This is a genomic window from Pseudomonas sp. HK3 (assembly GCF_052920985.1).
Window position 1 is genome coordinate 39,261 of the sequence record NZ_JBREXD010000007.1, and the last position, 16,028, is coordinate 55,288.

The 16,028-nt window shown below is 41.5% G+C and carries 16 protein-coding genes; 7 read left to right on the plus strand and 9 right to left on the minus strand.

All coding sequences use genetic code 11. The features are described 5' to 3' along the window. Positions 1-88 precede the first annotated feature (88 nt). Positions 89-1,372: an NADH:flavin oxidoreductase/NADH oxidase family protein gene (locus tag ACU6U9_RS23290; RefSeq protein WP_446735851.1), complete on the minus strand. Its 1,284-nt coding sequence runs from the start codon at positions 1,370-1,372 to the stop codon at positions 89-91. Positions 1,373-1,475: 103 nt separating this feature from the next. Next, positions 1,476-2,084 carry a TetR/AcrR family transcriptional regulator gene (locus ACU6U9_RS23295; protein WP_446737265.1) on the minus strand — a complete coding sequence of 203 codons (609 nt, stop codon included), beginning with the start codon at positions 2,082-2,084 and terminating at the stop codon, positions 1,476-1,478. 176 nt (positions 2,085-2,260) lie between these two features. Between ACU6U9_RS23295 and ACU6U9_RS23300 the strand changes: the two genes are divergently transcribed. The 3 genes from ACU6U9_RS23300 to ACU6U9_RS23310 all read left to right on the plus strand — a co-directional run bounded on the left by ACU6U9_RS23300 (position 2,261) and on the right by ACU6U9_RS23310 (position 6,212). Then, entirely contained in the window at positions 2,261-4,021 is a 1,761-nt protein-coding gene (locus ACU6U9_RS23300) for an alkaline phosphatase D family protein (protein WP_446737266.1), read from the plus strand. 156 nt (positions 4,022-4,177) lie between these two features. After that, positions 4,178-5,356, plus strand: a complete 1,179-nt coding sequence (locus ACU6U9_RS23305) for an AAA family ATPase (protein WP_446737267.1) — start codon at positions 4,178-4,180, stop codon at positions 5,354-5,356. 7 nt (positions 5,357-5,363) lie between these two features. Beyond that, on the plus strand, positions 5,364-6,212 hold the full coding sequence (locus ACU6U9_RS23310; RefSeq protein WP_446737268.1) for a mechanosensitive ion channel domain-containing protein: 849 nt from the start codon (positions 5,364-5,366) through the stop codon (positions 6,210-6,212). A gap of 2 nt (positions 6,213-6,214) precedes the next feature. Here ACU6U9_RS23310 and ACU6U9_RS23315 read toward each other — a convergent pair whose 3' ends face one another. Both ACU6U9_RS23315 and ACU6U9_RS23320 read right to left on the minus strand, forming a co-directional pair. Next, on the minus strand, positions 6,215-7,153 hold the full coding sequence (locus ACU6U9_RS23315; RefSeq protein ID WP_446737269.1) for an SAM-dependent methyltransferase: 939 nt from the start codon (positions 7,151-7,153) through the stop codon (positions 6,215-6,217). Continuing rightward, positions 7,150-8,547: an FAD-dependent oxidoreductase gene (locus tag ACU6U9_RS23320; protein ID WP_446737270.1), complete on the minus strand. Its 1,398-nt coding sequence runs from the start codon at positions 8,545-8,547 to the stop codon at positions 7,150-7,152. The genes ACU6U9_RS23315 and ACU6U9_RS23320 overlap by 4 nt, the downstream gene beginning before the upstream one ends. A 179-nt stretch (positions 8,548-8,726) precedes the next feature. Between ACU6U9_RS23320 and ACU6U9_RS23325 the strand changes: the two genes are divergently transcribed. The 4 genes from ACU6U9_RS23325 (at position 8,727) to ACU6U9_RS23340 (ending at position 12,335) form a co-directional block, all read left to right on the plus strand. Continuing rightward, entirely contained in the window at positions 8,727-9,521 is a 795-nt protein-coding gene (locus tag ACU6U9_RS23325) for a hypothetical protein (RefSeq protein ID WP_446737271.1), read from the plus strand. 19 nt (positions 9,522-9,540) lie between these two features. Beyond that, positions 9,541-9,900: a histidine triad nucleotide-binding protein gene (locus ACU6U9_RS23330; RefSeq protein WP_446737272.1), complete on the plus strand. Its 360-nt coding sequence runs from the start codon at positions 9,541-9,543 to the stop codon at positions 9,898-9,900. Between the two features lie 97 nt (positions 9,901-9,997). Beyond that, the gene (locus tag ACU6U9_RS23335; RefSeq protein ID WP_446737273.1) at positions 9,998-10,522 is read left to right on the plus strand and encodes a hypothetical protein; all 525 of its coding nucleotides are present in this window, start codon (positions 9,998-10,000) and stop codon (positions 10,520-10,522) included. Positions 10,523-10,925: 403 nt separating this feature from the next. Continuing rightward, positions 10,926-12,335, plus strand: a complete 1,410-nt coding sequence (locus ACU6U9_RS23340) for a hypothetical protein (protein WP_446737274.1) — start codon at positions 10,926-10,928, stop codon at positions 12,333-12,335. 169 nt (positions 12,336-12,504) lie between these two features. Here the strand turns inward: ACU6U9_RS23340 and ACU6U9_RS23345 are convergent, their stop codons facing one another. From ACU6U9_RS23345 to cydP, 5 genes are all read right to left on the minus strand, one after another. Further along, positions 12,505-12,819 carry a cyd operon YbgE family protein gene (locus ACU6U9_RS23345; RefSeq protein WP_446737275.1) on the minus strand — a complete coding sequence of 105 codons (315 nt, stop codon included), beginning with the start codon at positions 12,817-12,819 and terminating at the stop codon, positions 12,505-12,507. Positions 12,820-12,852: 33 nt separating this feature from the next. After that, on the minus strand, positions 12,853-12,969 hold the full coding sequence (cydX, locus tag ACU6U9_RS23350) for a cytochrome bd-I oxidase subunit CydX (RefSeq protein WP_446737276.1): 117 nt from the start codon (positions 12,967-12,969) through the stop codon (positions 12,853-12,855). A gap of 83 nt (positions 12,970-13,052) precedes the next feature. Then, positions 13,053-14,195: a cytochrome d ubiquinol oxidase subunit II gene (cydB, locus tag ACU6U9_RS23355; protein ID WP_446737303.1), complete on the minus strand. Its 1,143-nt coding sequence runs from the start codon at positions 14,193-14,195 to the stop codon at positions 13,053-13,055. A 6-nt stretch (positions 14,196-14,201) separates the two neighbouring features. Beyond that, on the minus strand, positions 14,202-15,803 hold the full coding sequence (locus tag ACU6U9_RS23360; RefSeq protein ID WP_446737277.1) for a cytochrome ubiquinol oxidase subunit I: 1,602 nt from the start codon (positions 15,801-15,803) through the stop codon (positions 14,202-14,204). Further along, a complete protein-coding gene (gene cydP, locus ACU6U9_RS23365; protein WP_446737278.1) occupies positions 15,796-16,023 on the minus strand; it encodes a cytochrome oxidase putative small subunit CydP in 228 nt (75 codons plus the stop codon). The genes ACU6U9_RS23360 and cydP overlap by 8 nt, the downstream gene beginning before the upstream one ends. Positions 16,024-16,028 lie beyond the last annotated feature (5 nt).

A 16,028-nucleotide genomic window follows, 5' to 3' on the forward strand; every position in this document is an offset into this window, starting at 1 on the left:
TAGACCTAACAATAACAGTACAATAAAAAAACCGCTTGCTCTAATTAAAGAACAAACGGTTTCTCACACGTTAACAATCCAGTAGCGGTTAAGCGCGACGCTTTCTAAACGCATAAATACCAGCGCTTAATACCGTTTTAAATACAACGCCTTTGGCACTCAAACTGGGGTTGGGGTCTTTGCCTTTTGCCATGCGCCACATTTGGTGCTCATACCAAGTAATACTTAGCATACCCATGGTATCCAGCCCTTTATTACCTGTGGTTAGATTTTCAAGTGGCATACTGTATTGGTCATCCGCCATTAGCTTATTAGGGAAGCCTGCATCCACCGCGGTTGTGCGAGCAATACCAATAAAATCAGTGGCACCACTTTGTAATGCCTCGGTCATGGCTTGCGCACTACGAAAGCCACCAGTCACAACTAATGGTGTATCCACCAGCTTGCGTACTTTGTCCATGTAATCTAAAAAGTAAGCTTCACGTTTGACCGTGCTTTCTTTTACGTGTTTTTTAGAGGCTGCTCCCATCATGGATGGGCTTTCATAAGTGCCCCCAGAAATTTCAATTAAGTCCATGCCTTCACTAGCAAGCGTCTGTACCACTTGCATGGAGTCTTCTTCGCTAAAACCGCCTTTCATAAAATCTGCGCTATTTAACTTAATACCAATCGGAAAACCTGTGCCGACTTGCTTACGAATAGCACGGTAAACCGACACCACAAAACGCATGCGGTTTTCTAAACGGCCACCCCATTGGTCATCACGCTGATTGTGGCGCGGCGATAAAAACTGGCTGACTAAATAACCATGCGCACCATGAATTTGCACACCAGTAAAGCCAGCTTGCTTAGACAGTTTTGCGGCGGTGGCAAATTTTTGAATAATCACTTCGATTTCAGGCTCAGTTAACGCACGTGGCTTATTAAAGCCTTTTTCTAAACCGCGACCTAATGAGATAGCCGACGGTGCAACGGGTTCACTCACAATAAAACTTGGTATTTGCTTACCCGGGTGATTAAGCTGTGGCCAAATATGTGCGCCATTTTTTTTACCTGCTTGTGCCCATGCTTTGAAAAGCTCAAGATTAGAGTGCTCATCCAACACCACATTCTTAGGTTCCCCCAATGCGCCACGATCCACCATGACATTGCCCGTCATGGCGATACCAATGCCACCTTCTGCCCAGCGCCCATATAGCTTAGCCAGCCCCGGTTGTGGATTGCACTGCTTATCACCTAACTGCTCGCTCATGGCCGATTTAAATAATCGATTTTTAATGACTTGGCCATTTTTCAAAGTAAAGCTGTCGGCTAATTTTAAAGATTCTGCATTACTTACTTGCGGTACGAGTTGAGCGTCTTGGTGCGTCATATAGTTCTCCACGTTATTCATTTCCCACCAATTAGACCGATCGTCTTTTAATGAGATATTAAAAAATGCAGGCACGCTGCATCTATATATTTTTGCTTTCGATTTATGCGACTGGGGCCATGAGCATATTGAGCATTAAGTTCATGCTGTCCTTGGCAGGCTGTACGCGGTTGTGCATATTCATTTTAATTAGAGCCCCTTCCCACGTCGCCCAGTACACGCTGGCTAATTCTTTGGCGGGTATATCTTGGCGAAACTCGCCTGCCGCTTGCCCCTCACGGATACGGTCAATAAAAAACGCCGTCCACTTACGAGTAGCTGTTTTTAGTTGTTCTCGGCATTCTAGGCTTTCAGATGCTATCTCGCTGGACATAGCACCAATTAAACAACCTTGTTTAAACTCGCTCTTAGCCACCTTATTTAAGCTAAATTCATAGATGGCTTGCAGCTGTGCTCTTGGACTTAATGATTGACCTGGCCCGTTTATAAACGTATTAAGCTGCAGCAATAAGTCGTGGCTGTATGCTGCAATAACCTCAGCTACGAAGGCTTCTTTGCTGGCAAAGAAGTTATAGAACGACCCTTTAGGGACATTCACTACATCTAATATTTGTTTGATGCCGGTACCGTGATAACCATGGGTTGAGATTTGTTCAATCCCCGCTTGTATCAAAGCGTCACGTACGTGCTCACTGCGTCTTGGTCTACTCATTCGAACACCATATGACCGATCGTCTTGGAATGAAAGCGTTGATCACCAAAAGAGCAGAAAAACACGGTTGCATAGATAGAACAATGAATCCGACTTTATTAACAAGCGCTTTCATCATTCCTTAACAAAGTCCCTCTAGGCTGTTCGTGGTTTTTCAATCCTTATGAGTAGTACCAATGAAAACATCAATTTCTCGCCGTGATTTTTTAATTTTAACGGCAAAAGGTGTCGGCGCAGCGGTCATTTCGTCCGGCCTTGTGGGTTGTAACCTGTTAGAAGGTGATTCCGATGTCACAGTGAGCTTTAATCATGGTGTCGCCAGTGGGGATCCTACTCAAGGTGCCATTATTTTGTGGACTCGCGTCACCCCAGACGAAAGCGCAACCATCAAAGTTATCTGGGAGATTGCAACTGATGCAGATTTCGCCAACGTCATTAGTAATGGTGAAATGCTCACCACACAAGCACGTGACTACACCGTAAAAGTGGATGCGATTAACTTAACCCCTGGCACCTCTTATTTTTATCGCTTTATCGCCAACGGCAAAACATCAATGGTGGGTAACACTAAAACCTTACCGCAAGGCAGCGTAGATTCAGCAAAATTGGCGGTACTGTCGTGTGCTAACTACCCTGCAGGTCACTTTAACGTATACAACTTAGCCAGCACCATGACAGATATTGATGCGGTATTGCACTTGGGAGATTACATTTATGAATACCCTCGTGGCGGCTACGCCAGCGATAATGCAACAGCGCTCAACCGCGAAGTACTGCCCGTCGGCGAATTATTTACTCTAGACGACTACCGCACTCGTTATGCTCAGTACCGAACCGATGCAGACTTGCAAGCCCTGCATGCAGGCGTGCCGTTTATCACAGTGTGGGACGACCATGAGGTTTGCAACGATACCTACAAAGACGGCGCAGAGAATCACAACGAGGGAGAAGGTGATTTCGAAGAGCGTAAATTAGGCGCGCTACAAGCCTATTTTGAATGGCTGCCTATTCGCCCAATTGCACAAGATAACGAGCTTGAAATTTATCGCAGCTTTAAGTTTGGCGATTTGGTGGATTTACACATGCTCGATACCCGCGTACTTGGCCGAGACATTCAATTAGATTACAAAAACTATATGGACGCCACAGGTGCCTTTAACAGTGCCTTATTTGCGCAAGATATTACCGACGCTAATCGTACAATGTTAGGGGCCGAACAATTACAGTGGCTGCAAACGCAACTGGGTAACAGTACTGGCACTTGGCAGTTACTTGGCCAGCAGGTATTAATGGGCAGTATGTATTTACCCGCCGCCATCGGGCTCTCTTTGATGACATTAGAGCAATACAGTGAACTGGGCGCACTTGCGCAACTTGCCGGCAGAATGCAAGCCAGTGACCCGACCCTAACCAACGCTGAAAAAGCCTACCTAAGCGCCAACCAGAGCAAACTCACCGATGAGGTACTGGCTCAGCTGCAATTACCAGCCGTGCCTTATAACCTTGATGCATGGGATGGCTATGCCGTTGAACGTGAAACGATTTTGCAAACCGCAAAAGCGTACGGTAAAAACTTGGTCGTTATTGCCGGTGATACCCACAATAGCTGGGCCAGTGATATTAAAAACACCAATGGCGATAACGTTGGTGTTGAGTTCGCAACGTCTTCTGTCTCGTCACCGGGCATCGAATATTATCTCAATATTCCGGCTGCATCAGCACCAACTTATGAAGCTGGCATCACAGGCCTCATTGAAAACCTAAAATACTGTAACTTGCGTGATCGTGGCTTAATGACTGTGACCTTTACTCAAGATCAAGCCAAAGCACAATGGCATTATGTGGATACTATTTTGTCCCCTTCTTTCCAAGAAGTGACATCACGTGCAGCAACCGCCATTGTGAATGTGGGTGAAAATACTCTAACCGTATCTTAGAGTGGTGACGGTTTTCATAAAACGGCTGTTCTGCACAGCCGATTTATGAAGACTTTTTATCGGTATGAATTCGCTTCGCTTTAATCCTATAATTCCTCTAATAGCACTAATTATACAACACTGGCATACTGATCAAATCATCAGGACAGTGCGCATATGTTTAACATTAAACAATCATTAACCGATCTATGGTTAAAAGTGAAAGACCACTGGTTTAAAGCCAAGGAAGATTTAACGGTTCCTTTAGATCAAGTCAGCCGTTTTTATCAATCTGAGTTCTACCAGTCACTAGACGATGACTTAAAAAGCGCCTTTTATGATGGGCCGTTAGGTGGCCTCGACTCGCGCATCATTGAATGCAAAGATATTGATTTTTTAATGGATTGTTATTGCCTTTGGGAAAGCGGGCGCAATGTCAGTTGTGGTATATACGGCGAAAAAGGAACCGGTTTATCAACATTGCTCAATATATTCACCACTCAACTGAAGCAAAAAAACCAATCTTATAAACAACTCGATATTCAGCACCGCCTTTGTGATCAACAGGACATCATCACCGAATTAAGTAAACTCTTTGCGATTGAGCCAAAATCATATGCACTGGATGACTTCATCGAAGTTGTAAAAGAGCTGCCTAAAAGCGTCATTATTATTGATAACATCCACTTTCTGGTTCAACGCACCTTAACGGCACAAATAATAGTCGATGCCTTAAGCGCGATTATCCTCGCAAGCCGTGGTCATCACTTATGGGTGATTGCCGGTGAAGAACAGTCTTGGCGACGCCTTAGCTACGGCTATAATTTTGATAATTTATTTTCGCATCAACAACACATCGCTAATTTTAATGAAAGCCAAATGCGCGAGTTATTAGTGAAGCGTTTTTCGTATGCTGGCTTTCATACCATTAATGATATTGCGATTGATAAATTAAAAGATGAAAAGAGCCCTTTAAATGAAATAGCAAAGCGCAGTAAAGGCTGCGTAGAGCTTAGTCTATTCTATGCGTTGAATAAAATAGCGTATGGCATTGAACAAAAAAGTCTTTTAATTTCGCCACCACAAGAAATTGACATGACATCCATAAAGAAATTATCTCGAATTGAACTCTTTACCCTAGCGGAAATAAGTGCACATGGTCAGCTATCCATAAAAGAACATCACTTATTATTTAGAATCAGTTTGAGTGATAGCAAAATGGTACTTGAGCACTTACGCGTTATTGGCATACTCGATAAAAACGAAGCAATAACGTACGTGGATACTTACGGCTTAAAATTAATTATTTCGGCTGTCGTTATTCGCTACTTAATTTCCATGAATTACTTATATTAGGCCGCCCATGGATAAGAATGTTTTTCAGCAGTTGATTGATCTTTTTTCATATACAACATTAGCATCAATCTTTGGCACATTACTGACAACTTGGTTGTTACTGCTCGGTATTCGCTGGGGGATTGATGCTCTGGTTAATTACAAACCTAAATATCGAATTCAGCTAGCACAGGCCTACCCTGTTTTACGCGTATTGATTTGGTTCATTGCCATCTTATACATTGTTATCGTGATTATTCAGCCGCCACAATCTGTTATTTATGCGTCACTGGGTTCACTTGGCTTAGCCTTGGGTTTAGCCTCACAAGATGCTATTCGTAATTTAGTCGCGGGGATTATGATGGCGATGTCACCACGGTTTAAAATTGGTGACATGGTAAGAGTAGAGGATCACTACGGTGAGGTGATTAGTCTAGACTTAAGCACAACAAAGCTACACACATTTAATGACGATGTGATCACCGTTCCCAATGCCGACATTCTTAAAACCCCTATATCAAACTCAAATAACGGTGAATTAAATGAATTAGTGCCTATTGAGCTTCATTTGCCTGTCAGCATTCCGATAGCGCAACTAAAATCCATTGCGCTGAACGCAGCAAAATGCAGCCATTATGTCTATTTGAAAAAACCGCTTATGGCGACGGTCTTTCCTGTTTTTTCAGAGAATTTTTATTATAAACTCACGGTTAAAGCGTATGTTTTGGATGTTCGATTTGAACGAGCCATGGCAACGGATATATCCGAACGTATCATTGAAGCACTGCACGCTAAAAATCTATTCGATGGCAGCCCGTTTTATAAAGAGGCAGTAGCCGATTTACCACTGCATGCAACGCCACATGAAACCATATAACATTAGTGTTCTAATTTTTTAATTCGCATCAACGTATACTGAAAAACATCATAACGAACGGCCCAGCGTAAAAATAGGGCCGTGCCGACATACTTACCCCATGCAATATTTACCAATCGAGAAGCGTCTTTATTTTCTTGCCTCAGTGCTTTTATTTCTTTTTTATAGCGCAACACCCAATTCGAAAAAGGCACCATAACCGCTTTGGATACATCCTGACTTTCTATTAAACATAAACCAGATTGATTAAGTTCACGCTCATAATCATCAAGGTTTTTTAAGTTCTTAAACGGAATATGGCTAAACTTACAAATTACAGCCAATATACGGCGCTGAAAAAAACCAAGTGATGAGCGTGACAAAACTAAGTCACTTACAACAAGCTCGCAGGTATGCATGCTTAAATTCAAACCGCCATTCACTGATGTCAAACGGGACGCACACAGCCGATAAAAATCAGGCCTATTTGAGAAGTGATAAACACAGTCTAAAGCGACGATACGATCAAACGAAATAGGCAATGCATCCCAAATAATATGGTCACAGACATTACCTTGATACAGCGTTGCACCACAAGAAAAGGCATTTAGTTTTGTCTGTGCATATTCAGTTTGAATGATTGATACATTCACGCCCCATATATCATTAACCCCAAACGCCTGTTGCCAATAAATCAGTTGATCGCCACAACCAAAGCCCACATCTAATACATGATGCGATGGCTGTAATTGAGTAAATACCGCTAACTGATGGGCCAGTTGTTGCGCCGCCTCACTATAGTTTTGAATGGTTGATCCGTCTGGCCGCAACCAATACCCTAAATTGCCCCAGCTACCCAGTAATGCACCTGATTGCACATCAATATTAAGCGCTAACTCTTGTAGATCATGAAATTCTCGCCCAAGGTTTTCAGGCCAATCATATTCTATTGCTGTATTCATGAAGAAAGTACGGCTGAAGCCACACTTACCTCATTTTTAATATCCGTGTGTGTCGCCATGCCTTTTTCCTCCCATGGAATACGAACCCCCATATCACGTGCCAGTGTCACACTAGACTCCACCGCTGCATCCAATAGCGGAAATCGGTTGGCCATGTACGAACCACAAATTTTAATAGGGCTTTGATCGTTCAATAATTGCAATTGCCTGATGGCTGTACGGCTATTTAGTGTGACTAACGGGCGAGAAAACTGTGCTTGGCAAATGACTTTATCGGCGGCGGGTAATTTAATAGGGTGCCAGGTTTGAAAAACAGGCTGCTGCTTCTTATATGTACTAAATGCTTTTGTTAAGTCCACAGTGGTCGCGGCTCTCGATTCATTTTTAGCCACTAAATAACTCACAGGGCTGACACTCTTATTACCTGATATAAGACTGTCATCGGTATGCAATACCATAGTGGATACTTCGAGTGGGATAGATTGCAGTAACGCCACTTGTTGCTTTTGAATAACACTATCACTGGCTGATAGTATTTTTGCTGCGATATCGACCTGGCAAGCGACGATGACGCTATCAAAGGACTGCTCAATTACTTGGGACGTGCTCAGATCTTTAACCGTCAAACTGACATGATCTTTATTGTATTCAATAGCGGTAACGTCATGAGCGCATTTAACATCATAACCTTGCGTAATTTTTGGCACGATGCCATCAACGCCTTTTTTCGCCCGTACAATGCCTTGTTGCATAATGCCACAGGTTAAATATTCTAATATTAAGTCTGCTGGGTAATTACCAACCGAATCAAAATCACAGGTTAACGTAACCGCTAATGCAGGCATCAACATATGATCAACAAATTGTGCTGAAAATTGGTGCCGAGTAAGATATTGCGTGAATGTCATCTGAGTAAAGTCAGATTTTTTTTCTTTAACGTCTTTTGTGATCGTTTTAAAAAAACGCCATTGTTGGTACGCCAACATAAAGCCGGTTTTCGTTAAGCTATTACGGTTTAAGTAACTGACCTTAAACCCTAAGCATGTTCGATTATGGTATTGGAAAAACGGCTTTATGGATTGATTACTGGCTAAGTATTGAAATACAGAAGCGTGATCACTCGACTCCATTTCAATCTCTAAATATTGGTACAACGCAAATAAACTGGGGTAGTAATTTGGCGTAAATATTCGCAAAGGAATATCAATTCGGGTACTTAAACCGTTTGAATGATAATCCGCTGTGAAGACACCCATACCTGCGCTTTCGTGACGCTCATACAATGTGACAGAATACTGCTTACTTAATAACCACGCTGCGGATAATCCAGCAAGGCCAGCACCAATCACCGCTAACTTGGGTTTAGCCTGCATAGACTCATTACTCACTGCCATACCTCACCCACTCAGATCTGAGCAAAGATACTAAATGCCACATTCAATCAGAACAAGGGTAATCTCGAACAGATTATTGACCTTAAAAGACACTCTCGCCTTAAGATGTGCAAACTGCTAGTGCCGTACGTGCGAGACTGGCATACTTAGCGCAAATAAGAAGTTGGTAAGGACACACTATGTTAATGGACATTCTGGGCATTTTAATTGGTTTTATTGCCATTATGTTACTGTTTAGTTTGCTTGTAACTGCGTTAGTTCATGGTGCTCAAGCGGCGTTAAATTTACGTTTTAAAAATCTAAAAGTCGTCTTAACTCAGTTTTTTCATAACATGGACTTTGTTGAGCACAAGATTACCCGTTCTATTTTGGCTCAGATCGAAAATCAATTTCCCAATGGCCTGTATGCCACGGCCTTACCATTAAACATTCCTGGCAACCGCTTAAAGCTCACCAGCATCGGTCAACAAGAACTGATTACCATTATTAATAATATCCGTGATGTCAGTATTGAAGAAAAAGAACAATTGAAAAAGAAGGTGCAAGATCACTTTCAAACCCTTGAAGAAATCATGAGCCAACGCTTTAAACAATGGATGCATCAAATTAGCATTATATTGGCGTTTGTTATTTGTTTTGCTTTTCAACTTAACTGCTTTTCATTACTAAATGATCTCAACAAAGATAGCCTGTTTCGCCAACAAACATTGCTTATGGCCGATCAACTGGCGACACACAGTACGTCCGTCGAAGTTAACCATGACGCATTGCAATCACAGATGATGACTCTGCAATTCGATATCACGCCGAATCAATGGCCACAATACTATTTCTCATTGCAAATGAGTACATTAAGTCATTGGTTAGGCATCATCTTTAGCAGTATATTGATTTCATTAGGGGCACCATTTTGGTTTAATCGCCTAAAAGATATGGCGAGCCTTCGCGATAATTTATCGAAAGCAAAATCTTAGTTATTAAGGGAAGGATAATATGCAAAAACCGACGCCCAGTGATGCCACCATATTCAGCAAAATTATTGATAAAGAAGTCCCTGCTGATATCGTTTATGAAGACGAATACTGCTTAGCCTTTAAAGACATAATGCCTTGCGCACCTGTGCATATATTAGTGATCCCCAAAAAACCGATACCTCGCCTATGTGATGCCACTGATGACGACAAAATATTATTAGGCCACTTAAACCTTGTGGCCAATCAAGTTGCAGCAGATGCTGGCATTGGTGATGCGTTTCGTTTAGTCGTCAACAATGGTGAAGGGGCTTGTCAGAGCGTATTTCATTTACACTACCATGTGATTGGTGGTCGTGGTTTACAGTGGCCGCCGGGGTAATCTGGCTTTACATTTCATTACTTATTTTTGAACACAAATCTCTTTTCTCAATTGCCCATTACGTTAAAATGGGCTTTTCTCATTGGCATATACAAATATGACACGTCTAAAAGCAATATTACTTATTACGCCTCTCACCTTATTCTTATTAGGCTGCGCGGCAGAAGATGAAGATGCAACGGTTCTTCAAGGGACATGGCAGTCTGAAGAATTCACCACTGAAGGTAATACAGGTGATATTACCTATAACTTTAACGGTGATAACTTTAAAGTGTTTACATCATTAAAAGTCAGCCCTGACACCTATACTAATATTGAGTCTACTGGTGATTTTAAGATTCTAGATACCATCACAACTGACTCAGGCCTTGAAGCATATCAAGTTAATTTCACATATAAACGAGATAAAGGCGCTTTAGAAAAGAAAATTATTTATATTGATGGGCGTAAGCTCTACTTAGGTAATTCAACTAAATCTGAAGCATGTGAAGGCGACACTTACACTCTTATTGAATCCATTACTCAAGTCGTGAACGAATCTATTATCACAAACGAAGTTTCAACCTGTTATATACGGCCTACTTCTCTTAACCTTAGTTTCACTTATAATAAAAAAGATTAACAACTGCAGCAGTTCTACATACGATAGAGCTAAAAATAATTTTAGCTCTATCGTGATCTTATACTCTCAACCGGCATTCTATTAATAGTGGATTCATATATAATCAGCATGGCTATAATTAATAAATGATGACCCAACCCTATTGATTTCAGGCAATGCAAACATAAAAACATTCGGCTACCCCAATCGTCAAAGTCAGCACTCAAAAATAATATAAGAATTCTCATACAGTAAAATATCAACAGCCAAAGCCTTTATACCCTTCTTAGTCATGCAAAATAACAAATAACTTAATCAGCAAGCACTACAACTAACTGTCCTGCACATATCCATTTACACCATCATGATACATGCAATAATACGCAATAAATAAAATATGGATTTGACTCTTAAGGGACTCTTTATGAATAAATTTTCTAGCGTTATATTGATCCTCACGCTATCAGGCTGTGGGAGTGATGATACAGATACTCCTACGCCTGTTCAGCCGCTTCCTGGTAATCAGCTTAACCTTCAGTCAATCACATCTTCTGACGGTATCTTCAGTAGTAATTTAGGGGGTATTACCTCTCTTGAAAAAATACAGTTACTTGCGGATGGTCAACTTTTACTGTTAGGTGAAACGTCAACTAAAGCTGAATATGGCCAGTATCAAGGCTTTTCAGCCTTCACAAATAGTGAAGGTAAAACAGACGCCATACAAAAAAGCGAAACAGGTTTTGCCGATGCTTGTGTACACCCTTCTGGGGAGTATTCAGTCGCTGCATTTATGCCTTCTGAGAGTCAATATAACCAAATTGAAATTCAGCGGTTCTCTAAAGCGCACCAGCTACTATATTCTGCACCCATGGCCGCGACCACTTTAGAACCTGAATATGATATTAACTTTGATCACGATGAATGGTTAAACGATCCGTTTGAAATAGTCGATAACCCACATGAAAATATAGACGAGAAATACAGTCAGCATTCTATATCTTGGGGGCGATTTGGCTTAATTTCATTAAATTGTGACCAAGAAGAGCTACTCACTGCCTTTAACAATGGCGGTCAAAAACTCGCAAAATACAGCACCGATTTAACATTCCAGTGGGAGAAGGTACTTTCTATCTATTACTGGGGAAATAGCGAACGTAAATCAAAATCCACCAAAATCGCACACGCCGATAATGGTGACATTTATGTAATTGATACGTTAACCAGTAACGCCATCCCTGCTTATAACGATCGCTTTAACAGTCATTTAGCGTTAGCTGAAAACACGCGACATACAACCAATCACATTTTATTTAAACACCTGAATGCTCAAGGGGAACTCATATACGAAGAACTATTTCCCAGTATCCACTCTCAATTTTTAAAAGATATTGCCCTGTATAATGATCATTTATTTGTGGGTAGCATTAGTGCTTTAGTAAAATCAGATGCTTACAATAACACTGTAGAACTGGACATCAGCATCCTTAACATCAACATTGGAAATCGCACTCACACGCAAAAATTTTATAACATTGAGAATGAAGACTGGTTGAACGGTATGACACTCTATGGCGACAGCCTCTATTTGTTTGGTCATATTGGTGGTAATCAAGTAGATTCAAATAGCTGGACTAGCCATACTAAGGCGTTTTATGCACGTTTCGATATAGCTCAAAATACACTAGAAGCCGCCACAACTATTCAACATGAGCGTTCAAGTGAAATAAAAGATCTTGTGATTTCTGATAATAAAATTATCGCTGTGGGAGTAACAAGCGCACCTTTAACCCACTCAGACGACATAAGTCGTCAAGGCCTTTTTGTTTCACAATAATCGTGCAAGAGCAATAAAATACGCTTAGATGAACTCAATATATTGCTTCATCTAAGCGATATTTTTAAGCGTTATAATTGATTCACGAGGAATAAAAACAAAAAATATGGGTGAATTTTAGAACCCGTCTAAACAAATTCAATCACTAACCCGCATCATTCACTCGCTGCTAAAGCACCCACATCCAGACTGCTAACCCAGCCACAGGCCAACATAAGACAGGGCTAAACAGGATTTTAGCTACTATATTATAAGGCTGAAAGCCTATTCCATGCACAAAACAACCACACATAGCCAGCATGACCAGACTTAATATACCGTGATCTAACTCGGTTAGATCACGAGCAATATGCTGCGGAAACAACAAAATAAATACCGACAAGCCAATAGCAAATATAAACGATAATAAACGGGCCAGCGGATGATTCAGCCAAGCCAACACGTTGGTTAATGCATTATCGTTTTTCATACCCTGCTGATTCATATTTATCTCTTCTTTCTTTGGTTAAAGCTAGCATTACTCTTTTACGTCTGGCTCACGATCAAAATTCTCGTTCACTTCAAGCCAAAGCGCATTTAAAATACCAAAACTGCACGCCAGTAATACGCCTAACATCCATGCAAAGTACCACATATTATTTACCTCAATTTTTTATATCTTGTTGCGTATCTTATAAAAACAATGCACTAATTTTAGTAGCGCATTGCCTAAATATCTTAATACGTACCATATTTGTTCTTTTCAATATGATCCGTACTGATTCTTCCCCACATTTTGTAATAACCCCAAGAGGTATACATTAGGATAATTGGGACAAAAATCATCGCGACTACAAACATAACATTCAATGTTTTCTCACTGGATACCACATCCCATACCGTCAGACTAACCTGTGGATTAATACTCGATGGCATAATAAATGGGTACAAACTAAAGCCCGCCGTACAAATAATACTGCTCACTGCAGTGGCGCTTGCAATAAACGTCAGCGTGCTTTTATTCATTAATGTGAATAACATTGTCAGTAACAGGCCTGAGAACGCTAAAACAGGAGCGATAATCGTAATAGGGTAAAGTGTATAATTATTTAACCAAGCACCCTTCATAGTGACGACTGTTTTCGCCATTGGTGTCATGGCTTCGCCGGTGGCTTTTACCATATCGGTAATAACGTAGCCGTCTACCCATAACATTAAGCACACACCAGCAAACATAAACGCGAACAGCGTAACCAGTGCCATGATTACTGTTACCTTACGGCTACGCTCATGCAGCTCATCTTGTGTACGCATTTGTAAATACGCTCCACCATGCATGATAAGCATTGCTAAGCTCACGATCCCGACTAATAATGGGAAAGGAGTTAACAATCCAAAAAAGCCACCGTCATAAAAACTGCGCATGGTGTCATCTAAGGTAAATGGCAACCCTAAAAATAAATTGCCAAATGCCACGCCAAACACAAGTGATGGCACTGCACCCCCGATGGTTAATAACCAATCCCAGTTTTTGCGCCATTTTATTTTTTCTATTTTTGAGCGATATTCAAATCCCACTGGGCGAAAGAACATCGCAAATAAAACCAACAGCAAAGCAAAGTACAACCCACTAAACGCAGTAGCGTACACCACAGGCCAAGCAGCAAAGATAGCGCCGCCTGCTGTAATAAACCACACTTGGTTTCCATCCCAATGAGGGCCAACGGTATTGAGCATCACGCGGCGCTCGTTATCGGTTTTACCGATTACTTTTAATAAACTTAATACGCCCATATCAAAGCCATCAGTAACGGCCCAGCCAATCAGCAATACACCAATGAGTACCCACCAAATTAGTTTTAACGTTTCGTAATCCATGATGGCTCCTTACACTAAATCTTGACGTGATTGTTGTGCCACAGCGGTTTCAATACCCCCGGACGCTTCTTGTTCCCAGAAATAACGTCCGGTATGCAAAGCACTTGGGCCTAAACGTGCAAACTTGAACATCAAGTACATTTCAACAATTAATAAACCGGTATAAAACACAATGAAACCACCTAAGCTTAACCACAGATCAGACGCACTACGTGATGAAACTGAAAGTGCCGTTGGTAAAATCTCACCAATTGACCATGGCTGGCGACCAAATTCAGCCACGAACCAACCCATTTCACAGGCAATCCAAGGGGCTGGTAAGCAAATTAATAACGCTTTTAATAACCAGCGCTGATGCTCAACAGTATGTTTGGCGGAGTAATAAAATGAGGCCGTAATTAAAAACAACATGATAAAGCCTAAGCCCACCATAATACGAAAAGTAAAGAACATGGGTACAACACGAGGAATCGTATCCTGGGCGGCCATTTTAATTTGCTCTTCAGAAGCATCGACGACGTTATCTGTATAACGCTTAAGTAATAAGCCGTACCCTAAATCTTTTTTCACGTCGTTAAAGGCCGCGATATTTTCATCTGTATCATGACCGGCTTTAAGATCCTGCAATATGCCATAAGCTCCCATGCCTGACCGTATACGCACTTCATGTTCGCTAATGAGGTCTTTGATACCCGTTACTTCTTTATCTAATGAACGCGTAGCAATTAAGCCTAATGCATAAGGAATCTTAATGGCGTAATCAGTATGTTGTGTTTCTTCGTTTGGCCAACCAATCAAGGTAAATGCGGCTGGGGCCTCATGGGTGTCCCACTCGGCTTCAATGGCCGCTAATTTAGTGCGCTGCACATCCCCTAACTCATAACCGGATTCATCACCCAATACGATTACTGACAAAATAGACGCCAAACCAAAACTTGCCGCAATCGCAAACGAGCGACGCGCAAACGGTAAATCACGTTTTTTTAGCATGAAATACGCACTGATCGCCAATACAAACATCGCACCGGTCACGTAACCGGCTGATACCGTATGAACAAATTTAACTTGAGCCACAGGGTTAAAAATTAATTCTGAAAAGCTGGTCATTTCCATGCGCATGGTTTCAAAATTAAACTCGGCACCCACTGGATTCTGCATCCAAGCATTGGCTATTAAAATCCATAACGCCGATAAATTCGAGCCAATGGCCACCAGCCACGTCACCATAAGATGTTGGTATTTGGTTAAGCGGTCCCAACCAAAAAAGAATAATCCAATAAAAGTCGATTCTAAGAAAAACGCCATTAACCCTTCAATGGCCAAAGGTGCGCCGAACACATCCCCCACATAATGGGAATAGTAAGCCCAGTTAGTACCAAACTGAAATTCCATGGTTAAACCTGTGGTCACGCCTAGCGCAAAGTTAATACCAAATAACTTGCCCCAGTATTTCACCATGTCTTTGTAAACTTGTTTGCCTGTCATCACGTAAACACTTTCCATGATGGCCAAAATAAACGCCAATCCGATTGTCAGGGGTACAAATAAAAAGTGATAAAACGCCGTGATGGCAAACTGCAACCTCGATAGATCAACAACTGTATCATCCATCGTTTTTCTCCGTGTATTTAATAATAGGAAGGGTGTGTGTATTTGAAACCGGCAAACCCATTTGGGCCTCAACGCTGTTGCTAGCCTGCGTTAAATCAACTGGGTCCGAAAAGAATTGCCACTTTATAGCAAAAATAACCGCTAGCTTTATCAACAACACCACGGTGATTTCGCGTACTAACGGTATTTTAAATATGGATTTGGGTTGTTCGTTTTGCACAGTGC